We start from the raw sequence: 23,309 nt of genomic DNA on the forward strand, positions 1-23,309 counted from the left end.
CGAAACGCAAAACGGCGCGGGGGTTGCCCCCCGCGCCGTCCGCTGTCGCCGATCCCGGATGGGATCAGGCGGACTTCTTCATGATTTCCTCGGCGACGTTGCGCGGCACCGGGTCGTAGTGGTGGAACTGCATCGAGAAGCTGGCGCGGCCCTTGGTCATGCCACGCAGGTTCGAGATGTAGCCGAACATTTCCTTCAGCGGCACATGCGCCCGGACGATAACCGAGGTGCCGGCCATGTCCTGCGACTGGATGACGCCGCGGCGGCGGTTCAGGTCGCCAACGACGTCGCCGACATGGTCGGACGGCGTGGTGACTTCCACGTCCATGATCGGCTCCAGGATCACCGGGCCGGCCTTCTTCATGCCTTCGCGGAAGCAGGCCTTGGCGGCGATTTCGAAGGCCAGGGCCGACGAGTCGACGTCGTGGTACTTGCCGTCCACCAGGGTGTACTTGAAGTCCACCGTCGGGAAGCCGGCCAGCACGCCGGTATCGGCCTGCACCTTGATGCCCTTTTCCACCGCCGGGATGTATTCGCGCGGCACCGAACCACCGGTGGTGCCGTTGACGAATTCAACACCTTCGGTCCGCTCCTTGGGCTCGAAGGTGATCTTGACCTCGGCGTACTGGCCCGAGCCACCCGACTGCTTCTTGTGGGTGTAGATCTCGGTGTGGCTCTTGGTGATCGTCTCGCGGTAGGCCACCTGCGGCGCGCCGATATGAGCATCCACGCCGTATTCGCGCATCAGGCGGTCGACGATGATCTCGAGGTGCAACTCGCCCATGCCGGACAGGATGGTCTGGCCGGTTTCCTGGTCGGTCCGCAGGCGCAGGCTGGGGTCCTCGCCCGCCAGCTTCTGCAGGCCGAGCGTCATCTTCTCGACGCCCTCCTTGGTCTTCGGCTCGACGGAGATGTCGATGACCGGCACCGGGAAGGCCATGCGCTCCAGGATCACCGGGTCGGAGGCATCGGCCAGGGTGTCGCCCGTGCCGGTGTCCTTCAAGCCCACGAAGGCCGCGATGTCGCCGGCGAAGACTTCCTTGATTTCCTCGCGCTTGTCGGCGTGCATCTGGAACATGCGGCCGATCCGCTCACGCGAGTCCTTGGTGGTGTTCATCACCATGTCGCCCTGGCGCAGCGTGCCGCGATAGACGCGCACGAAGGTCAGGTTGCCATACTTGTCGTTGATGATCTTGAACGCCAGGCCGGCGAAGGGGGCGTCGGCATCGGCCGGGATCACCTTGCGGTCGGCGGTCTCGTCCTCGCCCTCGGCCGGAGCCACCTTGATGCCCGGGATGTCGATCGGGCTCGGCAGGTAGTCCAGCACTGCGTCGAGCAGCGGCTGCACGCCCTTGTTCTTGAAGGCAGTGCCGCACAGCACCGGGCGGAACTCGCCGCTGATGGTGCCCTTCTTGATGCACTTCTTCAGGGTCTCGACGCTGACGTCGCCCTTATCGAAGTATTCCTCCATCGCCGTCTCGTCGATGCCGACGGCGGTGTCCACCAGCTTCTGGCGGTACTCGGCGGCCTTTTCCTTCAGGTCATCCGGGATGTCCTGGTATTCGTATTGCGCGCCCAGATCGTCGCCGAACCAGATGATCGCCTTCATCTCGACCAGGTCGACGACGCCCTTGAAGGTGTCCTCGATGCCGATCGGCAGCTGCAGGGCCACCCAGTTGATGCCCAGCTTCTCGGTCAGCGTGTCCGCGGCGCGATAGAAATCGGCGCCCGTACGGTCCAGCTTGTTGATGAAGATGATGCGCGGGACGTTGTAGCGGTCCGCCAGGCGCCAATTCGTCTCGGACTGCGGCTGCACGCCGGCAACGCCCTCGATGATGAAGATGGCGCCGTCGAGCACGCGCAGCGACCGGTTGACCTCGATGTTGAAGTCGATGTGGCCGGGGGTGTCGATGACGTTGATCCGGTGATCCTTCCAGATGGCGGTCACGGCGGCGGAGGTGATGGTGATCCCCCGCTCGCGCTCCTGCGCCATGTAGTCGGTCGTCGTGTTGCCGTCATGGACCTCACCGATACGGTGGGACTTGCCGGTGTAGTACAGGATCCGCTCGGTCGTGGTGGTCTTCCCGGCATCGATATGCGCGGTGATGCCGATGTTGCGGATCAGGGCCAGTTCAGTGCGCGCCACGATGGGTCTCCATAGGCGAAAGCGGGTCCGACCGCGGGCTTCCGCCCGTTGCCGCCCGCGCAATGATTCCGAGAATTTAACCGAGTCTAGGCTTCTCGTGGCGGGACATGCCCTCTCCAGCCGGTTTTTGCAAGCTCTGCCGGTCGAGATCGGGCGGGTTCCGCCCCGCCGGCGCGGCCAGCAACCACCACCGCGGCCGCTGCGTTGCACAGCCGAACAGGACAGGAGGCGGCGGATGGCCGAACGATTTCCGATCTATCGCTACGAGACGCAGCATCCGGACGGAGGGTCGGAGGCCCGCTACTCCTTCGCGCCAATGGAGGGCGTGGGCTATGCCGGCCGCGGCAGCGCCACCAGCGCCGGGGACGCAGACACCCCCGCCACGGAAGCCCGCCCCGCCGGTTATCTGGAAGCGCCCGCCGGCTCCCACATCGTCAATGTCGAGCCGCCGACGCTGGAGGTGCCGGGCCGCGGCCAGGTGGACGTCTCCGCGGTGATCGGCGTGACCGATGGCGAGACCTCTGAACTCAGCGACGTGGTGCGCTGGCATCCGGAAGGCTGACCAGGCCGGGCGAACTGGACAAGGCGGTCCGGGCGGGTCACATGCCGCGCCCATGCCCGAGGCGCCCCCCCAGCCCCCCCTCCGCACCGAGGATTTCGACTTCGCGCTGCCGGAAGGCCTGATTGCCCAGGCCCCGGCCCGCCCGCGCGATGCGGCGCGGCTGCTGGTGGTGCGGCCGGACGGGCTGGCGGACCGAGGCGTGCTGGACCTGCCCGGACTGCTGCAGCCGGGCGACGTGCTGGTGGTGAACGACACGCGCGTCATCCCCGCCCGGCTGAAGGCCCGCCGCGGCGAGGCGCGCATCGAGATCATGCTGAACCGCGCCGAGGGCGGCGGGCTGTGGCAGGCGCTGGTCCGGAATGCCCGGCGACTGCGTGTGGGCGACGTGGTGGAGATCGAGGGCGCGCCGGGCTGCACCGCGCGCGTGGTGGAACGCCAGGACGGCGGCTCCGCCCTGTTCGATTTCGGCCCAGACCAGGCGGCGCTGGCCGCGGCGCTGGAACAGGCCGGCGAGATCCCCCTTCCCCCCTATATCCAGCGGGACAGCAAGCCGGGCGCCGAGGATGCGGCGGACTACCAGACCATCTTCGCCCGCCACCCCGGCGCCGTCGCCGCCCCCACCGCCAGCCTGCATTTCACCGACCAGCTGCTGGCCGCCCTCGATGAGCGCGGGATCACGCGCGTGCCGGTGACCCTGCATGTCGGCGCCGGCACCTTCCTGCCGGTGCGGGACGAGGACCCGCGGGCGCATCGTATCCACCAGGAATGGTGCGAGATGCCGGCGGCCTCCGCGGCCGCCATCAACACCGCCCGCGCCGCCGGCCGGCGCATCGTGGCGGTGGGCACCACCGCGCTGCGGACGCTGGAAAGCGCGGCGGCGGAGGATGGCACGGTGGCGCCGTTCCGCGGCCTGACCGGCATCTACATCTTGCCCGGCCACCGCTTCCGCGTGGCGGATGCGCTGCTGACCAACTTTCATCTACCAAAATCAACGCTTCTGATGCTGGTCTCGGCCTTCGCCGGCACAAGGCGGATGCGCGGGGCCTATGCCCATGCGATCCGCGAAGGCTACCGCTTCTTCTCCTATGGCGACGGCAGCCTGCTGTTCCGCTGCGACCAGGACCTATCCGAGTGACCCTGCATTGGAAGATGGCCGCCCGCGATGGCGCGGCGCGCGCCGGCATGCTGCATACCGCGCATGGCGAGGTGCCGACGCCGGTCTTCATGCCGGTCGGCACCGCCGGCACGGTGAAGGCGATGACGGCGGATGCGGTGCGCTCCACCGGCGCGCGGATGGTGCTCGGCAACACCTATCACCTGATGCTGCGGCCGGGGGCGGAGCGCGTGGCGCGCCTCGGCGGGCTGCACAGGATGATGGACTGGCACGGCCCGATCCTGACGGATTCCGGCGGCTTCCAGGTGATGTCGTTGTCCGGGCTGCGGAAACTCGACCAGGACGGCGTGACCTTCCAGAGCCATATCGACGGCTCGAAGCACCGCATCACGCCGGAACGCAGCATCGAGATCCAGCATCTGCTCGGCGCCGACGTCACCATGTGCTTCGACGAATGCACCCCTTTTCCGGCGACCGAGGAGCAGGCCGCCAACAGCATGCGCCTGTCCATGCGCTGGGCGGCACGGTCCCGCCAGGCCTTTGTCGCACGCGAGGGCCACGGGCTGTTCGGCATCGTCCAGGGCAGCATTTTCGAAAGTCTGCGGCGCGAGAGCGTGGCCGCGCTGACCGCCATCGGCTTCGAGGGCTATGCGATCGGCGGCCTCGCCGTGGGCGAGGGCCAGGCGGAGATGCTGCGCGTGCTGGACTTCACCGCGCCCCTGCTGCCCGAGGGCGCGCCGCGCTACCTGATGGGGGTGGGTACCCCCTCCGACCTGATCGAGTCCGTCCGCCGCGGCGTGGACATGTTCGACTGCGTGATCCCGACCCGCTCCGGCCGCACCGGCCGGGCCTATACCAGCCGGGGCGTGCTGAACCTGCGGAATGCGAAGCATGCCGAGGATACGCGGCCGCTGGACCCGGATTGCGACTGCCCCGCCTGCCGCAACCATTCCCGCGCCTATCTGCACCACCTGATCAAGGCGGAGGAGATGCTGGGCCCGATGCTGCTGACCTGGCACAATATCCGCTACTACCAGACGCTGATGGCGCGGCTGCGCACCGCCATCCTGGAAGGCCGCTTCGACGCCGAGGCAGCGGCGATCGAGGCGGGCTGGAGCGCCGAGGACCCCTCCCCGGCGTAGCGATGGGGCAAGGCGGGGCAGGCCAGCGGCAGCCCCATGGCAGCCAGGACCCCGCGCATCCTCGCCCCCTGCCCGGCCCGCTGCTATAGCGCCGGCCAATTCAGGCTAGCGGAACACAGGCGGTGACCGAACCCTCCATCTCGACCGACACCAGCGGGCTCACCCTGCTTGGGCGCCAGGCCGGCGCGCCGGACAATCCGGATGCGGCGGTGCTGGAACGCGTGCCCAATCCGCATCCCGGCACGCGCTACTGTGTTCGCTTCACCGCGCCCGAATTCACCTCGCTGTGTCCCATGACTGGCCAGCCCGACTTCGCCCATCTGGTGATCGACTACATCCCCGGCGACTGGCTGGTGGAGAGCAAGTCGCTGAAGCTGTACCTGACCGCCTTCCGCAACCACGGCGCTTTTCATGAATCCTGCACCGTCGGAATCGCCAAGCGGCTGATCGCCGAGCTGGCGCCGGAATGGCTGCGGATCGGCGGCTACTGGTACCCGCGCGGCGGCATCCCGATCGACGTCTTCTTCCAGTCCGGCGAGGCGCCGGCCGGCGTCTGGATCCCCGCCCAGGACGTGCCGGGATATCGTGGCCGCGGCTAGCGGCCCGGGCATGGGCACCGCGGCTGAGGACATCCGGGCGGAGGCGCTGCGCCTCGGCTTCGATGCGGTCGGCTTCGCCCGCGCCCATCTGGCGCCCGAGGCGCGCCAGCGCCTGGCCCGCTTCCTGGCGGAAGGCCTGCATGGCGACATGGGCTGGATGGAGGCGCGCGCCGACCAGCGCGCCCACCCGCAGGCGCTGTGGCCGGAGGCGGTCTCCGTGATCTCGCTCGGCCTGAACTACGGGCCGGAGACGGACCCGATGGAAAGCCTGGCCTGGCGCGACCGCGGCACCATCAGCGTCTATGCCCGCAACCGTGACTACCACGACATCGTCAAGAAGCGGCTGAAGGCGCTAGGCCAGTTCATGGCGCAGCGTTTCAAGCACCAGCCGCTGAAGGTCTTCGTCGATACCGCGCCGGTGATGGAGAAGCCGCTGGCGCAGCAGGCGGGGCTGGGCTGGCAGGGCAAGCACACCAACCTGGTCTCCCGCAGCCATGGCTCCTGGCTGTTCCTCGGCGAGATCTTTTCGACACTTGACCTCGCGCCCGACGCGCCCGAACGCGATCACTGTGGGTCCTGCCGCGCCTGCCTGGATGTCTGCCCGACGAATGCCTTCCCGGCGCCCTACCGGCTGGATGCAAGGCGCTGCATCTCCTACCTCACCATCGAGCATCGCGGGCCGATCCCGGCCGAGTTGCGCCCCCTGATGGGCAACCGCATCTATGGCTGCGACGACTGCCTCGCCGTCTGCCCCTGGAACAAATTTTCTCGAATCCACGCCGAGCCGGCATTCCTGCCGCGAACAGATTTGACGGCGCCGCGGCTTGCGGAGCTGGCCGCGCTGGACGATGCGGCGTTCCGGGCAAAATTCAGCGGCAGCCCGATCAAGCGCATCGGGCGCGACCGCTTCGTGCGCAACGTGCTGGTTGCCATCGGCAATTCTGGCGATGCGGCGCTGCGCCCCGCGGCTCAGGCGCTGTGCGAGGACCCGGACGACACCGTGGCGGATTGCGCCCGCTGGGCATGTGAAAGGCTCGCTGCATGAGGGATGATGCCGCGCTGGTGCTGTTCAGCGGCGGGCAGGACAGCGCCACCTGCCTGGCCTGGGCGCTGGACCGCTTCGGCCATGTGGAGACGCTCGGCTTCGACTACGGCCAGCGCCACGTGATCGAGCTGGAAACCCGCGCCGCGATGCGCGAGGCGCTGTGCCGGGAGGCCGCCTGGGCGGCCAGGCTGGGCGAGGATCACGTGCTCGACCTCCGCGCGCTGGGCGGCATCAGCGACACCTCCCTGACCCGCGAGGTCGCCATCGAGATGGAGACGGGCGGCCTGCCCAATACCTTCGTCCCCGGCCGCAACCTGATCTTCCTGACCTTCGCCGCCGCCCTGGCCTATCGCCGCGGCATCCGCCACATCGTCACCGGCGTCTGCGAGACGGATTATTCCGGCTACCCGGATTGCCGCGACGACACCATCAAGGCGCTGCAGGTCGCCATCAACCTCGGCATGGAGCGCCGCTTCGTGCTGCACACGCCGCTGATGTGGCGCGACAAGGCCGCGACCTGGGAACTGGCCGAGACGCTAGGCGGCGCCGCGCTGGTGGACTCGATCCGGACGGTGACGCATTCCTGCTATCTCGGCGACCGGACGCCGCATGAATGGGGTGCCGGCTGCGGCACCTGCCCGGCTTGCGAATTGCGCGCCGCGGGATGGAGACGCTACCGATGCACCTGACCAGCCGCCAGCAGGGCTTCCTGTTCCTCGCGGGCTTCGGCCTGTGCATCCCGGCGGCCAATTGGCTGATCGGGAATGTCGGCACGGTCTGCGTGCCGCAGGGGCCGTGCCTGATCCCGGTCGCGCCCGGCATTACGGCTCCGTCCGGCGTGCTGATGATCGGCCTGGCGCTGGTGCTGCGGGACCTGGTGCAGCGGCGGCTGGGGGTGGGCTGGGCCTTCGGCGCCATCCTTGCCGGTACGGCGCTGTCCGCCCTGCTGGCGCCGCCGGCCCTGGTGCTGGCCTCCGCCGTGGCCTTCCTGCTGTCGGAGCTGGCGGATCTGGCGGTCTATACGCCGCTCGCCCGGCGCCGCCTGGTGCTCGCCGTGCTGGCCAGCGGGCTGGTGGGGCTGGCGGTGGACAGCGTGGCCTTCCTGCTGCTGGCCTTCGGCAACCTCGACTATCTGTCCGGCCAGGTGCTGGGCAAGCTGTGGATGGTGCTGGCCGCCCTGCCGCTGGTGCGCTGGCTGCGGGCGCGGGATGAAAGGCTGGGGCTGGCGTGAAGGTCCTCATCCTCCGCAACAGCGAGACCGCGCCGGAAGGCGCCCTCGGCGACTGGCTGGCCGCCCAGGGCCATGCGCTGGAGGTGGTCAGCGGGGCGGATGTGACGCCCGGGCAGATGCAGGACGCGGCGCTGGTGGTGATGCTCGGCTCGCCCCATGGCTTGTACCAGACGGAAATCCCCTGGATCGCGGCACAGCGACCGATGGTCGCCGCGCGGCTTGCCGCCCGGAAGCCCACAATCGGCATCTGCTTCGGCGCCCAGATGATGGCGGCCGCGGCCGGGGGCGAAGTCGCGCGCCACCCGGATGGCCGCTTCTTCCGCGGCTGGCTGGGCATCGAGGACACGGCAGATCCGGCGCTTTCCGGCCCCTGGCCGCGCTGGCATGGCGATGTCATCACCCCACCGCCGGGGGCGGAGGTGATCGCCCGCGACGCCGGCACGGTGCAGGCCTTCCGGCTGCCCAACGCCATCGCGGTGCAATTCCACCCGGAGGCGACGCCGGAGCTGTTGCAAAGCTGGGCGGCCCTGTCCCCGCCCGGCGCCGTGGATGCCGGGGCATTGGCCGCGGACAGCGCCCGCCTCTTCCCCGCCCGCGCCGCGGCGCGGGATGCGCTGTTCGCCGCGCTGCTGCGGCAGGCCGGCGCATGATTCCGGTACTGGAGACGCCACGCCTGCGCCTGCGCCCGCACACGGCGTCGGATTTCGAGGCGGTGGCGGAGCTCTGGGCCAATCCGGAGGTCACGCGCCACATCAGCGGCCGCCCCGCGACGCGGGAGGAAAGCTGGGCGCGGATGCTGCGCTATGCCGGGCTGTGGACGCTGTGTGGCTTCGGCTACTGGGCGGTGGAGGACCGCGCCACGGGCGCCTTCCTCGGCGATGTCGGCTTCGCCGATTTCCAGCGCGCGATCGACCCGCCACCGCCCGCCCTGCCGGAGATCGGCTGGGTCCTGGCGCCGCACGCCCATGGCCGCGGCGTGGCGACGGAGGCCGCCGGCGCCGCGCTGGCCTGGCTCGGCCGCCCCTGCTTCTGCATCATCGCCCCGGCGCATGAAGGGTCACTGCGCGTCGCGGCCAAGCTCGGCTTCCAGCGCCAGGGCCTGGCCCGCTACCGCGACGATGCCATCGCGGTGCTGGTCAGGCCGGGCTGAACCGCCTCAGTCCGGCTGGATATTGGCGGCGCGGACCAGCGCGCCCCAGGTCTCCACCTGCCCGCGGAAGAAGGTGCCGCATTCGGCCGGCGTGGACAGCACCAGGCGGGCCTGCTGCGTCTCCGTCATAACCGTCCGCGCGCGCTCCTCGGAGAGTGTCTCCTTCAGCGCCGCGTTCATGCGGTTCACCATCTCCGCCGGCGTGCCATGCGGGGCGAAGACGGCCCACCAGGCCTCGGCCTCCATGCCCGGGAAGCCGGCTTCCGCGGCGGTCTGGGTCTCCGACAGGCGGGACAGGCGCTGCGGGCCGAATTGCAGCAGGGGCCGCAGCGACCCGCCGGTGATGTGCGGCAGCATCAGCGCGGCGCTGCCGATCATCATGTCCACATGCCCGGCCACGGCATCATTCACCGCCAGGCCGCCGCTGCGATAGGGCACATGGGTCATCCGCGCGCCGGCCTTCTCGCCCAGGCGGATCATCGACAGGTGGCCAATCGTGCCATTGCCGGTGGAGCCGTAGGAGACGCCGTCCGGCCGCGCCTTCGCCGCCGCGACCACATCCGCCATGGTCTGGAACGGCTTGTCCGGCCGCGTCGCCACCGCATAGGGCGACCCGCCGATCAGCATGACCGGGTCCAGGTCCTTCAGCACGTCGAAGGGCGGGTTGCGCAGCAGCGCCGGGATGGTGGAGTGGCTGTCGAAGGTCAGCAGCCAGGTCTGCCCATCCGGCCGCGCCTTGGCCACCAGATCCGCGCCGATGGAGCCGGCGGCGCCGGAGCGGTTCTCCACCACCACATTCGCCCCCAGCCGCTGCTGCAGCCCCGGGGAGACCAGGCGCGCCACCGCATCCGTGGACCCGCCCGGGCCAAAGGGCACGACGATGCGGATGGTGGGGGTCTGGGCGCGCGCCAGGTTGGGCGCGGCCAAAAGCGCGGCCATGGCGCCGAGCCCGGCGCGGCGGGTGATCTGGGTCATTCTTGTTTCCTCCCGTGTCGCGCGGCCCCGTCAGGTGCCGTGCGTGGATCTCTCGAACAACTCCTCCACCGCAACGGGATGCGCCGTCAACCCATCCGCCTTGGCGTAGCGGCACATGGCGTCCAGTTCGGCGCGGTTGCGGGTGAAGCCATAGGGCCAGGGGTCGCCGCCCATCATCTCCGTCTGCGCCGCCGCCTCCGCCACGATCCAGGGCAGCGACACGCGCAGCACGTTGCCCAGGCTGAGATCGGCCACCGCCCGGTCCTTGGCGGCGGTGAAGGCGTTGAACACCGCCATGGCCAGCCCTGGCTGGTCCTCCGCCAGCGTCCGGCGGATGGCGATGCAATGCATGATCGGGAAGAAGCCGGTGGCGCGGCAATAGGCCTCCTCCTCCGCCCGGCTGTTCGGGAACAGCCGCGCCACGGGGGCGCTGCCATCAAGGAAGCAGGCCGGCGGGCGCGGGCCGATGAAGGCGTCGATGCGGCCCTCGGCCAGCATCCCCTCCAGCGTCTCGCCTTCCGGGATCACCTGCATGTCGATCCCCGGCGGCAGGGACAGCGGCGTCCGCTCCCCGGCGGAGCGCCAGCAGATGGTGGACATCGGCACACCGTAATAGGTCCGCATCATGCCGCGCACCCACATCGCCGCGGTCTGCTGGTATTCCGGCACGCCGATGGTGCGCCCCGCCAGGTCCTTCGGCCCGGTGATGCCGCGATCCGTGCGGATATAGATGGCGGAATGGCGGAAGGCGCGGGAGGGATAGACCGGCACGCCGATATAGCGGCTGTCACCGCGCGCCACGGACAGGATGTGGCTCGCCATGGAAAGCTCGGTGATGTCGTACTGCGCGTCCCGCATGGCGATGCGGAACAGGTCCTCCGGCTCCCCGGCCGTGGCGATGATCTCCTGCTCCCCGATGGCGATGCGCCCATCGAGGATCGGCTGCGTGCGGTCGCTGCGGGTGCAGGCAAGGGTGAGCTTGGTCATGCGGATCAGGGGGCCTTGGCAATGTTCTCGGGCGTGAAGGGCCAGTGGCGCAGGCGAATGTCCAGGGCATCGCTGATCGCATTCGCGATGGCGCCGATCACCGGCCCCATGCTGCATTCCCCGGCGCCCAGCGGCGGCGCCTCCGGCCGCGCCACCAGGCTGGCCTCGATGCGCGGCACCTCGGAGAAGCGCAGGATCGGGTAGCTCTCCCAGCCATCGGAGGTGACGCGCCGCGCATCATGCTGCACGGCTTCCAGCAGGCAGAGCGAGGTGGCCTGGATGGCGCCGCCCTCGATCTGGTTCAGCGTGCCGTCGGGGTTGATCACCTCCCCCACATCGGCGGCGAGCCACAGGCGGCGGCAGAGGACGCGCTCCGCCGCCTCGATCTCCGCCACCGCGGCGCACCAGGCGCCGGTGCCCTTGTAGCGCGCGACGGCGAGGCCCATGCCGAAGCCCTCCCGCCGCACGCGGCCGGACCAGTTCGCCATTTCCGCGGCGCGGGCCAGCACGTCCCGCGCGCGGGCATCCTCCAGCTGGCCCAGGCGGTAGGCCAGCGGGTCGGCGCCGCTGGCGGCGGCGAACTCGTCCATCACGCTCTCGATCGCCCAGACATTGGCGAGCGCGCCGAGGCCACGCAGCGCACTGGTGCGCAGCGGCATCTCGGCCAGATGCGTCATGCGGACCTGCAGCGCCGGGATGGCGTAGCCCGGCACCGCATTGCGCTGCGCCCCGCCGCCGCCGGCCAGCGGCGGGTTGATGGCGTTCGGCACGGCGAAAGGCTCGGCCAGCATCGAGGCGGCGAGCAGCGTCGGCAATTGCCCCCGCCCCGGCCGGCCGGAATGACCGTTGGAGGTGACGTGCTGCGACCAGCGCAGCAGCCGCCCGCCGGCATCCGCCTCCGCCGCCACATCCACCAGCATGGCCGGCGAGACCGGGCCCCAGCCGAGCTCCTCCGCCCGCGTCCAGAGCACCCGCACCGGCGTGCCGGGGTTGGCGCGCGCGAGCAGCGCGGCTTCCAGCGCCACGTCGTCGGCGCCGTTATGGCCGTAGCAGCCGGCGCCCTCGACATGCTGGATGTGGAAGGCTTCGGCCGGCAGGCGCATCGCCTTCACCAGGTCGGCGCGGAGGTTGTAGATGCCCTGGCTGTGGGTCCAGATCCTTGCCACCTCGCCCTCCCACAGCGCCACGGCGCAGCAGGTGCCGATCGAGCCATGGGTGACGAAGGGCCGGTAGAACCTGGCCGAGATCCGGTTCGCCGGGTCCGGCGTCTCGGCGGCGCGTTCCAGCACGGTGGTCGTCTCGCCGGGCGCCGCGGCCAGCCAGTCCTCGACCTGCTCCGGCAGCGTGTCCCGTGCGTCCCATTCGGCGCGGGCCGCAATCCGCAGGGCGGCCGCCTCCGCATGGTGTTCCTGCGCGGCGAGGACGGCCAGGAAGCCGCCATCGCGGTGGATCACGGCGCCGCCGGGCAGCGGGCCTTCCCGCACCGAGAGCAGCGTCGCGCCGCGCGCCGACGGCCGCACGATGCGGGCGTGCAGCATCCCGGGCAGGCGCAGATCCTGGATGAAGCGCGGCTGGCCGAACACCTTCTCCGGCAGGTCGAGCCGGGCGGTGGAGGTGCCGGTGATGCGGCGTTGGTCCGCCCGCTTCGGCGTGGCGTCCGGGCTGGCCTCCACAGCCAGCAGCGCGGCCCCGGCCAGCGACCAGTAGCTGCCGAGCAGGCGGCCGTCCGGCGCCAGGAAGTCGCCATCCCGCACCGTGATGTCATCCCGCGACACGCCGCTGCGCTGCGCGATGACACTGAGGAAGATGCCGCGCGCCTCGGCGCAGGCATGGCGGATCGCCATGCCGGATTCCTGCACGGAGAGGCTGCCGCTGGTCACCGCCTCATCCGGGCTGGTCGGCGTGGCCGCCGCCTGCACGCGGATGCGCGGCAGTGCCACGTCCAGCTCCTCCGCCGCGATCTGGGCGAGCGCGGTCAGGATGCCCTGCCCCAGCTCCACCTTGCCCGGCGTCAGCACCACCACCCCTTCGGGCAGCATCCGCAGCCATTGGTCGAGGCGCCGGTTCACCTGCAGGCTGCCCGGCAGCTTCGGCCGCCCATCGGCGGGCTGCGGCCCGAGGAAGGCGAGGTTCATAGCGCCATCTCCTCCGCCGCCCGCAGGATGGCGCGGATGATCCGGTTGTGGCTGCCGCAGCGGCAGAGATGCGGGTCGAGCGCCGCCCGCACCTGGTCCTCGCTCGGCCGCGGTACCTCCCGCAGCAGCGCCACGGCGCGGATCTGGATGCCCGACAGGCAGAAGCCGCATTGCCCCGCCTGCAATTCCAGCAAAGCACGCTGCACCGGGTGCGGCGCCTCGGCCGTGCCGAGGCCCTCCACGGTGGTCACGCGCCGCCCGTCGACCGCCGAGACCGGCAAGGTGCAGGCAAACTGGGGAAGATCGTCCACCAGCACCAGGCAGGCGCCGCATTGCTCGGCACCGCAGCCGAAGCGCGTGCCCGAAAGGCCGAGCGGGCCGCGCAGCGCCGCCAGCAGCGAGGCCTCCGGTTCGATCGGCGCGGCCACCGCCGCGCCGTTCAGGTGGAAGCTGGTGCTCAAGCCGGGGTCATCTTCGCCATGCGGACGAATTCGGCCTGCTTGGTGATGTCGGCCCGCACGAAAGCCTCGAACGCCTCGATGGTCATGGTGCGCGGCTGCGCACCAAGGCGGAGCTGCGCCGCGCGAGTCTCTGGCAGCGCCAGGATGCGGTTGATCTCCGTATTCAGCTTCTGCCGGATCTCCAGCGGCGTCGCCGCCGGCGCCATGAAGCCGAGCCAGATGGAGGCCTCGTAGCCCGGCAGCGCCTCCGCCACCGCGGGAAGGTTGGGCATCAGGCTGCTGCGCTCCGGTCCCGTGGTGGCGAAGCCGCGCACGCTGCCGCCCTCGATCTGCGGCGCCATGGTGGGGATGGCGTCGAACATGATCGGCACGGTGCCGGCCACCAGCGCCGTGCGCGCCTCGTTCGAGCCGCGGAAGGGCACATGCGTCGCCTCCGCATTAGCCATCGCCAGGAACACCGCGCCGGCGACGTGATAGGGCGTGCCGGGGCCGGAGGAGGCGTAGTCGTACTTCCCCGGATTGGCCCGCAGCAGCGCGATCAATTCCTGCAGATTGGTGGCGGGGATGGAGGGATGCACCGCCAGCACGTGGTGCGCGATGTTGATCGAGGCGACCGGCGCCAGGTCCCGCATCAGCACATAGGGCCGGTTCGGCAGCAGCGTCTCATTCGCCGTGTGGGTGTTCGACATCAGCAGCAGCGTGTGACCATCCGGGGCCGACTTCGCCACGGCATCCGTGCCGATGCTGGCGCCGGCGCCGGGGCGGTTCTCCACCACGAAGGACTGGCCAAAGGCCTTCGACAGCGGCTCTGCCAGGAAGCGCGCCGCGACATCGGCCGAGCCGCCGAGGCCGAAGGGCACCACGATGCGCACGTTGCGGGAGGGCCAGGCGCCCTGCGCCCGCAACACGCCCGGCGCGGCGAGCGCGCCCGCGGCAGCCCCTGTGGCCGCCAATACCAGCCTGCGTCCGATCATGGTCCTGTTCCCTTCCCTGCAAACGATTGGGGGGAGGATCGCCCCGCGGCGCAGCCAGGGCAAGTGCCGGGGTCAGAAACGCGCCATCCGCCCCTGCACCTGCGCCAGGAAGGCCGCCCGCCGCGCCGCATCGGCGCGGTTCATGTCGTACAGCGCCTGGTAGCCGATCTCGGCCCGCCCGCCGGTGATCAGCCGGAAATACCGCGTCACCGCCTTGCGCGGCGGGTCGCCGGCCAGCATGGCGGTCCAGCGCGGGCGGCCATAGGTGCTGATGCCGGCGACCTTGCGGATATGCAGCAGGTTGGGCTTCGCCACGCCATCCTCCAGCCGGAAGGACACGCCGGGCAGCAGCACGCGGTCCATCCAGCCCTTCAGGATCGCAGGCAGGCCGAAGCACCAGGTGGGGAAGGACAGCACCAGCGCCTCCGCCTCCTCCAGCCGGCGCAGGTAATCCTCCACCGGGGCACGATTGCCGGGGATCTCGTGGTAGCCGCGGCGTTCGGCGGCGGAAAGCACGGGGTTGAAGCCTTCGGCATACAGGTCGCACAGATCCACCACATGCCCCGCCTGGCGCAGCCCCTCCCGCGCCGCATCGCGGATGGCGGCGTGGAAGCTCTCCTCCAGCGGATGCGCGTAGAGGTACAGCACGCGCATCAACCGGCCCCCGCGATCACGGCGATATCCTCGGCCACCAGTTCCACCGGGATGCCGTTGCGGATCAGCTCCGCAAAACCCTCGTTGGGCGCCATGAAGGTGAGGCAGTACAGCTTCTCCGCCGTATCGTTGACCACGACATGCTCCACGCCCGGCCGCAGCACGAAGGCATCGCCGGGGCCGACCGGCATCTCCACCCCATCGGCAAAGGCCTTTCCGGAGCCCTTCAGGACGAAGAAGCATTCCTCCGCCACCTGGTGGGTGTTCGGCGGCGTGCGGCCGCCCGGTTCGAAGATCTCCACCACCAGGGTGAAGGACACGCCATCCGCCACCGGGTCGAACAGGCAGGCGAAGTAGTTGCTGTCACCCGGCGCGATGCGGAAGCCGCGCAGATCGGCGGCACGCCGGGCGAGGACGGGGACGGACATCATCGGCGGCATATCTCCATTGCAGCATCGGGGCGGAGCCCCGTTGCGGTATCAGCCCGTAGCGTTGCATGAGCCATGCCACGACCACAAAGGCCCCTCCCCGATGCGCGTGCTGATGATCCATTGCCACCCCCGCGCGGACAGCTTCTCCGCCGCCCTGCGGGATGCGGCGCGGCGGGCGCTGGAGGCGCGCGGCCATGTGGTGGAACTGCGCGACCTGTATGCGGAGGGCTTCGACCCGGTGCTGTCCGCCGAGGAACGCGGCCGCTACCACGACGTGGCCGAGAACCTGGCCGGGATCGAGGACCATGTCGAAAGCCTGCGCCGGGCCGATGCGCTGCTGCTGGTCTATCCCACCTGGTGGTACGGCATGCCGGCCATGCTGAAGGGCTGGTTCGACCGCATCTGGGCGCCCGGCGTCGCCTTCCGCCTGGGCGAAAGCGCGATCGAGCCGCTGCTGACCAATATCCGCCGGATCGGCGTGGTCACCACCTATGGCTCGCCGCATTGGCTGCTCTGGTATATCGGCCGCATCGACCGCAAGCTGCTGGGACGCGGCATCCGCAGGCTCTGCGCGCGCGACTGCCGCACGGACTGGCACACGCTGACCCGGATGGACCACCGCACCCGGCCGGAATGCGCGGCCTTCCTGGCGCGGGTCGAGAAGGCGCTGGCGCGGTGGTAGGCCGGCCGCTTCCGCATCGGCCTGCCGGCTGATACTCCCGAATCATGAGGCAGGAGCAGGTCATGCAGGTCAGCGAACAGCGGCAATGGGACCGCCTGATGCAGATGGCGCAACTCGGCGCCATCCCCGGCGATGGCGTGAACCGCGCGGCGCTGAGCGACCTGGACCACCAGTCCCGCCGCCTGCTGCTGTCCTGGGCGCTGCCGCTGGGCCTGGCGCCGTCCGTCGATGCGCTGGGCAATCTGTTCCTGCGGCATGAGGGAACGGACCCATCCCTGCCCCCGGTGCTGGCCGGCAGCCACATGGACAGCCAGCCGAAGGGCGGCCGCTTCGACGGCATCTGGGGCGTGCTGGCGGCGCTGGAGGCGGTGCAGGCGATCCGCGAGGCCGGCATCGCGACGAAGCGCGCCATCGAGATCGTCGCCTGGACCAACGAGGAAGGCGGCCGCTTCGCCCCCGGCTGCATGGGCAGCATGGCCTTTTCCGGATACCGCCCGCCCGGCACCTGGGATGATGTGAAGGACAAGGACGGCCTGCGCTTCGGCGACGAACTGGCGCGGCTGCTGGCGGCGGAGGCCGACATCCCCCGCCGGCCGCTCGGCTTCACCCCCTTCGCCTATGTCGAGCCGCATATCGAACAGGGCCCGCTGCTGGAGGCGGAGGGGCTGGATATCGGCGTGGTCACCGGCATCCAGGGCAGCCGCTGGTTCCTGGTGGAGATCGCCGGCAAGACCGACCACGCCGGCACCGCCCCGCTGTCGCTGCGGCAGGATGCGGTGCAGGACATGCTGCGCGCCATCACCGCACTGAATGCGCTGACGGCGGACCCGGAGGATGTGCTGCGTTTCACGGTGGGGCGGGTCGAGGTATTTCCCAACTCTTCCAATACCGTGGCGGACCTGGCGCGCTTCAGCATCGACCTGCGCCACCCGGATGCGGCGGTGCTGACGGCGCGCGGCGATGCCGTGGCGGCCACGGTGCAGGGCGCCATGGTGAAGTGCCGCGCCACGGTGACCGAGACCTTCAACGCGCTGCCCGCCCGCTTCGACCCGATGGTGCAGGATGCCACGGAAGCCGCGGCGCGGCGGCTCGGCCTGGGCATCAACCGCATGCCCTCCGGCGCCTTCCATGACGCGCAGTTCCTGGTGCCGCTCTGCCCCAGTGGGATGATCTTCATCCCGTCGCGCGGCGGCATCAGCCACCATCCGGCGGAATATTCCACGCCCGGGCAGGTAGCCAACGGGGCTGCGGTGCTGGCGGGGGTGCTGGTGGATCTCGCGGACGCTGATCCTCGCATCCCTGCGTAATGGCTTGCGCATTGCCCAACGGGCGCCACGATCGCCATGCTAGAGGAAACTTGAACGGCAGCCGCGGCGACCTGCCTGCGGCTTGAGGGTTGTCGTTGCGCGGCCAATCAGGCGCCGCGCGTGAGCTGCCTCGCAGCGCCCAGCAATTCAGGCGGACGGACATTCCGGCCGACCGGAGTGACCGTTAGATGCCGATGCCCCAATGCGAATGGTCCGGTACTCCTCTTGGACCGCAAAAGGACTGGCCGCTGTCCCTCGCGGCGATCTACCGGCTGATGATGCACTCTCGGCAGCCGATGTTCATCGCCTGGGGACCGGAACTCACCTTTCTCTACAACGAGCCCTACGCGGTCATTCTTGGCCCGCGCCATCCACACGCCTTCGCCCGGCGCTTCGATCAGGTCTGGGCGGATATCTGGCCGGACATCAAGCCCCTGGTCGGCCGCGCCCTGGCCGGTGAATCCACCTGGCGGGAGAACATGCACCTGCTGATGACCCGGCATGGCTATCCGGAGGACACCTGGTACACCTTCTCCTACAGCCCGCTGCATGACGATGCCGGCCGCATCGCCGGCATGTTCTGCACCTGCATCGAAACCACCCGCCAGGTGCTGGCCGAGCGGGCGCTGCGGGAGAATGAGGGGCGTTTCCGCGCCCTGCTGGACGCCGCGCCCGCCATGATGTGGGTGACCGACCGGCACGGCAACTGCACCCATTTGAACCGGAGCTGGTACGCCTTCACCGGGCAGACGCCCGTCACCGGCCTCGGCCATGGCTGGCTCGAGGCGGTGCATCCGGAGGACCGGCCGGTCGCGGCGCGGCTGTTCGAGGAAGCCGTCCGCAACAAGGCCACGCTGCGCCTGGATTACCGCCTGCGCCATGTCGATGGTGCATGGCGCTACGCGACCGATGCGGCCCAGCCGCGGCTCGATGAGAATGGCGTCTATCTCGGCCATGTCGGCTCGGTACTCGACATCACCGAAAGGCGGCAGGCGGAGGAACGCCAGACCCTGCTGGCGCGGGAGGTGGACCACCGCGCCAAGAACGTTCTCGCCGTGGTTCAGGCGATGGTGCGGCTGACACGCGCCGCTGATGTGGACGGCTACGCGCAGGCCCTGCAGGGCCGGGTCGCGGCGCTGGCCCGCGCGCATACGCTGCTGGCTGCCGATAGCTGGGCGGCGGCCGACCTCGGCACGTTGCTCGCCGGCGAACTCACCGCCTTCCTCGGCGTGGAACGGGAGGCGCGTGTCACGATCGAGGGGCCGGCAGTGGCGCTGCCGCCCGCCGCGGCCCAGCCGCTGACCATGATCGTGCATGAGCTGGCGACCAACGCGATCAAGCATGGGGCGCTGTCGGTGGAGGCGGGGCGGCTGGATGTACGCTGGTCGACGCTGGCCGGGTGGCTGCGCCTGGCCTGGACCGAGCGCGGCGGCCCGCTTGTCCCCGGCGCCCCGCGGCGCCTCGGCTTCGGCACGCGGGTGCTGGATGGCACGGTGCGGGGGCAGCTCGGCGGCCGGCTGCACATGGATTGGCGGGCGGAGGGGCTGGCCTGCGTGCTGGATCTGCCGCTGACCAGCCAGGCGGAGGAAAGGGCGGAGCAGCCCGGGCTGGTCTGGGGCGCGGACTAGCTTCCCGCCCAGGCCTTGCCGGGGCGGCCCGCAGGGCGCAGAAGGCGCCCGATTCCACACGGCCAGGCGCATGAACGACCGCATCTCCCTCCCCAAGGACCGCATCAGGATCCTGCTGCTCGAAGGCATCGCCGACAGCGCGGTGGACCTGTTCGGCCAGGCCGACTACGCGACCATCCACCGCGAGAAGAAGGCGCTTGAAGGCCAGGCGCTGATCGAGGCGGTGAAGGGCGTGCATATCCTCGGCATCCGGTCCCGCACCGAGGTGACGGAGGAGGTGCTGGCCGCCGCCGACCGGCTGATCGCCATCGGCTGCTTCTGCATCGGCACCAACCAGGTGGACCTCCGCGCCGCCGCCCGGCGCGGCATCGCCGTGTTCAACGCCCCCTTCAGCAACACCCGCAGCGTGGCGGAGCTGACGCTGGCGGAATCGGTGATGCTGATGCGCGGCATCGTCGATAAATCCGTCTCTGCCCATGCCGGCGGCTGGGACAAATCAGCGGCCAATAGCTGGGAGATGCGCGGCAAGACGCTCGGCATCATCGGCTATGGCAATATCGGCAGCCAGCTCTCGGTGCTCGCCGAGGCCTTCGGCATGCGGGTGATCTACCACGACCACACAGGCAAGCTGCCGCATGGCAATGCCTCGCCGGCCGCGAACCTGCACGACCTGCTGGCGCAGTCGGACGTGGTGACCATCCATGTGCCGGAGACACCGGACACGATCGGCATGATGGGCGCGCGCGAATTCGCCGCGATGAAGCCCTCCGCCGTGTTCATCAACAATGCCCGCGGCACCGTCGTGGATGTGGAGGCGCTGGCCGCCGCGCTGCGCGAAAAGCGCATCCTCGGCGCCGCGCTGGACGTGTTCCCCGAGGAGCCGAAGCGCAACGGGGAGGCCTTCGTCTCCCCCCTGCAGGGCCTGCCCAACGTCATCCTGACCCCGCATATCGGTGGCAGCACGGCCGAGGCGCAGGACCGCATCGGGCAGGAAGTGGCGCGCAAGCTGGTGGACTACTCGGACACCGGCGCCACCATGGGCAGCGTCAACCTGCCGCAGGTGCAGCTTCCGGCGCGGCCGACCGGGGCGCGCTGGACGCATCTGCACCGCGACGCGCCCGGCATCCTGTCCCAGATGAACGCCTGCTTCGGCCGGCGCGGGCTGAACATCGCGGCGCAGTACTACCAGACGGATTCCGAGCTCGGCTACGTGGTGGTGGAAAGCGTCGGGGCGCGGGCGGAGGCGGAATCCATCCTGGCCGAGCTGCGGGCCCTGCCCGGCACGGTGCGCGCAAGGTTGATCTACGAGCGGCGCTGAGTGCCTCGACCCGCTTGACCCTTGGGCTAGCTTGCCACCCAGAAATCAAGAGGAGGTGGCCATGGCGACGTTGATCGGCGGTGAGGCAGCGGAATTGCTGGCGCCCGATTCCGGCACCGAGGCCGATGTGCTGTTCGGCATGGGCGGGGCGGATACGCTGCTCGGCGGGCTCGGGGCGGACCTGCTCTCGGGCGGCGCCGGCAATGACCTGCTCGAAGGTGGCCGCGGCGCGGACCGCCTGAGCGGCGGCGAGGGCGCGGACAGCTTCCGCTTCCGCAGCCTTGCCGAACTGGCCGGCGACAGCATCGGCGATTTCACCGGCGATGACCGCCTGGTCTTCGACTTCGCCACCAGTTGGCGCCTGCTGGGCGCGGCGCCGTTCAGCGGCGCCGGCCAGGAGATCCGCTTCACCATCGTCACCACCAGTCTCGGCTCCTCGACCCGGCTGGAATTCGATGCCGACGGAAGCGGGGCCGCGCCGCTGGTGCTGACCCTCGCCGGCCAGCATGACTTCGCTCTGACCGCGCCCGGCGTGCTCGGCAAGGTGATGCCGCTCGATCGCCTGGGCACCAGCGCCAACGAGGTGATGAACGGCACGGCGGCGGCCGATACGCTGCTCGGCGCAGGCGGCAACGATATCCTGCGCGGCGGCGATGGCGCCGACTGGCTGCATGGCGGCGCCGGCAACGACACGCTGCGCGGCGGCAACGGCGCGGACACGCTCTCCGGCGGCGTCGGCGCCGACATCTTCATCTTCCCCCTGCTGTCGGAGGTGGATGGCGACCTGATCCGCGACCTGCGGGCCGAGGATCTCTTGAACCTGTCCGGGCTCGCCGGCTTCACCTTCCTGGCCGATGCCGCCTTCAGCGGTCGGGCCGGCGAATTCCGCTACAGCCTCGGCGGCGGCCAGGGTCGCCTCGAACTGGATCTCGATGGCGATGCGCTTGCCGATGCCAGCCTGACGCTGGCCGGCCTTACCGGCCCGCTGGTGCAGGTCGCGCCCGGCAGCCTGCTCCTGCGGACCGGCGGCCGCACCGACCTGCAGGGCTCGGAGGCGGCGGAGACGCTGGAAGGCGGACAGGGGGCCGACAGCCTGATGGGGCTGGGCGGCGCCGACCTGCTCCGCGGCGGCGCCTTCCGCGATACGCTGGATGGTGGTGCAGGGGCGGATACGCTGGAGGGCGGCAGCGGCGATGACCAGCTGCGCGGCGGGGCCGATGCCGATCTGCTGCGCGGTGGCGAGGGCGCCGATACGCTGTTCGGCGGCGACGGCGACGACACGCTGGTCGGCGGCCTCGGCGCCGACAGCCTGCTGGGCGGCGAAGGCGCCAACTACTTCGTCTTCGGCTCCATCGCCGAGCTGGACGGCGACTGGCTGGGTCCGACGGGCTGGCAGGACCGCATCGACCTCTCGGCCCTGTCCGGCTTCCGCTTCCTCGGCGAGGCGAATTTCGACGGGCTGCCGGGCGCCATCGTGCAGACCAGCCTCGGGCTGCTGTTCGACCTGGATGGCGATGGCCAGGCGGATGTGACGCTCCGCCTGGAGGCGCCGCTGCAGGAGACCGCGCCGGGCAGCCTGGTGCTGCAATTCGTCCAGGGCCACTGGATGTTCGGCGACGACGTGGCGGAGACGCTCATCGGCGGCGCCGGCAGGGATACGCTGCAGGGCAATGGCGGGGCGGACCTGCTGCTGGGCGGCGCCGCCGGTGACACGCTGCGCGGCGGCGACGGCGCCGACACGCTGCTTGGCGGCAGCGGGATCGATGTGCTGGACGGCGGCGATGGCGACGACGTGCTGATCGGCGGGCTGGGTGCGGAGGGCATGGTCGGCGGCGCCGGGGCGGACCGCTTCGTGTTCGGTTCGGTGGAGGAGCTTGGCTGGGACCCGGCCCTGCACCGCTTCACCGGCCGCGACTGGATCGGCGGGCTGGACTTCGACGATGTGATCGATCTCTCCGGTATTCCCGGCCTGCGTGTGGTGCAGGCCTTCACCGGGCAGGCGGGCGAGGTGCTGATCACGCCGGATGCGCTGGTCGTCGACCTCGACGGCGTTGCGCTGGAGACGCCGCTCGCCGAGTTGCCCGGTCTCTACACGGCACTGGGGGGTTCGCCCGACAGCGCCGATCTCGCCGAGACCAGCCCCGGCAGCCTGCTGTTCCAGCGCCAACCGCTTCTCGTCACCGGAACGGAGGGCAACGATTCGCTGTCCGTCGCGGGTGAGCGCAGCGTGGTTCGCGGCCTTGGTGGCGACGACACTGTGTACATTCGCGGCAGCGGTCGCCGCGATACGGTGGAAGGCGGCGAAGGGCAGGACGCCTTCCACGTGCAATGGCAGGGCACCCTAAGTGCCGCAATCACCGATCTCGAGGTTGGCGAGACCGTGACGATGGTGGGGGACTACCAATTCTCATGGTACCTCCCGACCCTGCAGTTCCGCGGAGAATCCGCATTCACCGGCGAAGTTCCCGAGATCCGGCTGGCGCGCGATGTCTGGGTGGATGGCAGCTTCCTGCAGACGGCGCTGCTGGTGAACAGCTATGGCGACACTGCGCCCGAGACGGTGCTGGACCTCAACGGCTTCGCAGGCACGCTGCTGCTTGAGGAGAACAGCGCCTTCGCCACCACCTTCCGCGCCGCCGACCTGGTGCTGTAGCGCGGCTGCGGGACCAGGACAGTTCCACGCCGATGGGATTTGAAGGGTGTCGGGCGATTTCGCCCGGCCCGAAAATGCTCTAAGCCGCGCCCCCTCCCCGGCCAAGGCTTCGCCC

At 70.2% G+C, this 23,309-nt stretch carries 22 protein-coding genes; 14 read left to right on the top strand and 8 right to left on the bottom strand.

What is annotated here, in order from left to right; genetic code table 11:
• Nucleotides 1-64: 64 nt before the first annotated feature.
• Nucleotides 65-2,146 (bottom strand): elongation factor G, encoded by a 2,082-nt coding sequence (gene fusA, locus HB662_RS22560; RefSeq protein WP_168053014.1) that lies wholly within the window; start codon nt 2,144-2,146, stop codon nt 65-67.
• 235 nt (nt 2,147-2,381) lie between these two features.
• Between fusA and HB662_RS22565 the strand changes: the two genes are divergently transcribed.
• From HB662_RS22565 to HB662_RS22605, 9 genes are all read left to right on the top strand, one after another.
• On the top strand, nt 2,382-2,708 hold the full coding sequence (locus tag HB662_RS22565; protein ID WP_168053016.1) for a hypothetical protein: 327 nt from the start codon (nt 2,382-2,384) through the stop codon (nt 2,706-2,708).
• A 52-nt stretch (nt 2,709-2,760) separates the two neighbouring features.
• Nucleotides 2,761-3,843, top strand: a complete 1,083-nt coding sequence (gene queA / locus HB662_RS22570) for a tRNA preQ1(34) S-adenosylmethionine ribosyltransferase-isomerase QueA (protein WP_168053018.1) — start codon at nt 2,761-2,763, stop codon at nt 3,841-3,843.
• Nucleotides 3,834-4,964, top strand: a complete 1,131-nt coding sequence (tgt, locus tag HB662_RS22575) for a tRNA guanosine(34) transglycosylase Tgt (RefSeq protein WP_408871664.1) — start codon at nt 3,834-3,836, stop codon at nt 4,962-4,964. Before queA ends, tgt begins: the two co-directional genes overlap by 10 nt.
• A gap of 122 nt (nt 4,965-5,086) precedes the next feature.
• Nucleotides 5,087-5,563 carry a preQ(1) synthase gene (queF, locus tag HB662_RS22580; RefSeq protein ID WP_168053020.1) on the top strand — a complete coding sequence of 159 codons (477 nt, stop codon included), beginning with the start codon at nt 5,087-5,089 and terminating at the stop codon, nt 5,561-5,563.
• 10 nt (nt 5,564-5,573) lie between these two features.
• Entirely contained in the window at nt 5,574-6,608 is a 1,035-nt protein-coding gene (gene queG / locus HB662_RS22585; RefSeq protein WP_168053022.1) for a tRNA epoxyqueuosine(34) reductase QueG, read from the top strand.
• Nucleotides 6,605-7,297, top strand: coding sequence for a 7-cyano-7-deazaguanine synthase QueC (gene queC, locus HB662_RS22590; RefSeq protein WP_168053024.1), 693 nt, complete (start codon nt 6,605-6,607; stop codon nt 7,295-7,297). The genes queG and queC overlap by 4 nt, the downstream gene beginning before the upstream one ends.
• Nucleotides 7,288-7,839, top strand: a complete 552-nt coding sequence (locus HB662_RS22595) for a VUT family protein (RefSeq protein WP_168053026.1) — start codon at nt 7,288-7,290, stop codon at nt 7,837-7,839. Before queC ends, HB662_RS22595 begins: the two co-directional genes overlap by 10 nt.
• Nucleotides 7,836-8,489 (top strand): glutamine amidotransferase-related protein, encoded by a 654-nt coding sequence (locus HB662_RS22600; protein ID WP_168053028.1) that lies wholly within the window; start codon nt 7,836-7,838, stop codon nt 8,487-8,489. The genes HB662_RS22595 and HB662_RS22600 overlap by 4 nt, the downstream gene beginning before the upstream one ends.
• A complete protein-coding gene (locus tag HB662_RS22605) occupies nt 8,486-8,989 on the top strand; it encodes a GNAT family N-acetyltransferase (RefSeq protein WP_168053030.1) in 504 nt (167 codons plus the stop codon). The genes HB662_RS22600 and HB662_RS22605 overlap by 4 nt, the downstream gene beginning before the upstream one ends.
• Nucleotides 8,990-8,995: 6 nt before the next feature.
• On the opposite strand, the gene HB662_RS22610 is transcribed toward HB662_RS22605, so the two are convergent.
• The 7 genes from HB662_RS22610 to HB662_RS22640 form a co-directional block, all read right to left on the bottom strand.
• Nucleotides 8,996-9,964 (bottom strand): tripartite tricarboxylate transporter substrate binding protein, encoded by a 969-nt coding sequence (locus tag HB662_RS22610; protein WP_168053032.1) that lies wholly within the window; start codon nt 9,962-9,964, stop codon nt 8,996-8,998.
• Between the two features lie 30 nt (nt 9,965-9,994).
• Entirely contained in the window at nt 9,995-10,951 is a 957-nt protein-coding gene (locus HB662_RS22615; protein ID WP_168053034.1) for a substrate-binding domain-containing protein, read from the bottom strand.
• Nucleotides 10,952-10,956: 5 nt separating this feature from the next.
• Nucleotides 10,957-13,086, bottom strand: a complete 2,130-nt coding sequence (locus HB662_RS22620; protein WP_168053036.1) for a molybdopterin cofactor-binding domain-containing protein — start codon at nt 13,084-13,086, stop codon at nt 10,957-10,959.
• On the bottom strand, nt 13,083-13,547 hold the full coding sequence (locus tag HB662_RS22625; RefSeq protein ID WP_168053038.1) for a (2Fe-2S)-binding protein: 465 nt from the start codon (nt 13,545-13,547) through the stop codon (nt 13,083-13,085). Before HB662_RS22625 ends, HB662_RS22620 begins: the two co-directional genes overlap by 4 nt.
• On the bottom strand, nt 13,544-14,521 hold the full coding sequence (locus HB662_RS22630; RefSeq protein ID WP_168053040.1) for a tripartite tricarboxylate transporter substrate binding protein: 978 nt from the start codon (nt 14,519-14,521) through the stop codon (nt 13,544-13,546). Before HB662_RS22630 ends, HB662_RS22625 begins: the two co-directional genes overlap by 4 nt.
• A gap of 72 nt (nt 14,522-14,593) precedes the next feature.
• Entirely contained in the window at nt 14,594-15,175 is a 582-nt protein-coding gene (locus tag HB662_RS22635) for an NAD(P)H-dependent oxidoreductase (protein ID WP_168053042.1), read from the bottom strand.
• A complete protein-coding gene (locus tag HB662_RS22640) occupies nt 15,175-15,606 on the bottom strand; it encodes a cupin domain-containing protein (protein ID WP_245185808.1) in 432 nt (143 codons plus the stop codon). Before HB662_RS22640 ends, HB662_RS22635 begins: the two co-directional genes overlap by 1 nt.
• Nucleotides 15,607-15,706: 100 nt before the next feature.
• On the opposite strand from HB662_RS22640, the gene HB662_RS22645 reads away from it, so the two are divergent.
• From HB662_RS22645 to HB662_RS22665, 5 genes are all read left to right on the top strand, one after another.
• Entirely contained in the window at nt 15,707-16,288 is a 582-nt protein-coding gene (locus HB662_RS22645) for an NAD(P)H-dependent oxidoreductase (RefSeq protein WP_168053044.1), read from the top strand.
• Between the two features lie 62 nt (nt 16,289-16,350).
• Nucleotides 16,351-17,595: a Zn-dependent hydrolase gene (locus HB662_RS22650; RefSeq protein WP_245185809.1), complete on the top strand. Its 1,245-nt coding sequence runs from the start codon at nt 16,351-16,353 to the stop codon at nt 17,593-17,595.
• 188 nt (nt 17,596-17,783) lie between these two features.
• Nucleotides 17,784-19,223 carry a PAS domain S-box protein gene (locus tag HB662_RS22655; RefSeq protein WP_168053048.1) on the top strand — a complete coding sequence of 480 codons (1,440 nt, stop codon included), beginning with the start codon at nt 17,784-17,786 and terminating at the stop codon, nt 19,221-19,223.
• A 70-nt stretch (nt 19,224-19,293) separates the two neighbouring features.
• Complete coding sequence (gene serA, locus HB662_RS22660; protein WP_168053050.1) at nt 19,294-20,541, top strand: phosphoglycerate dehydrogenase; 1,248 nt, start codon at nt 19,294-19,296, stop codon at nt 20,539-20,541.
• Nucleotides 20,542-20,602: 61 nt separating this feature from the next.
• Nucleotides 20,603-23,194, top strand: coding sequence for a calcium-binding protein (locus tag HB662_RS22665; RefSeq protein ID WP_168053052.1), 2,592 nt, complete (start codon nt 20,603-20,605; stop codon nt 23,192-23,194).
• Nucleotides 23,195-23,309: the final 115 nt, after the last annotated feature.

Origin of the sequence: Falsiroseomonas frigidaquae (assembly GCF_012163145.1) — a bacterium.
GTDB lineage: Bacteria > Pseudomonadota > Alphaproteobacteria > Acetobacterales > Acetobacteraceae > Falsiroseomonas > Falsiroseomonas frigidaquae.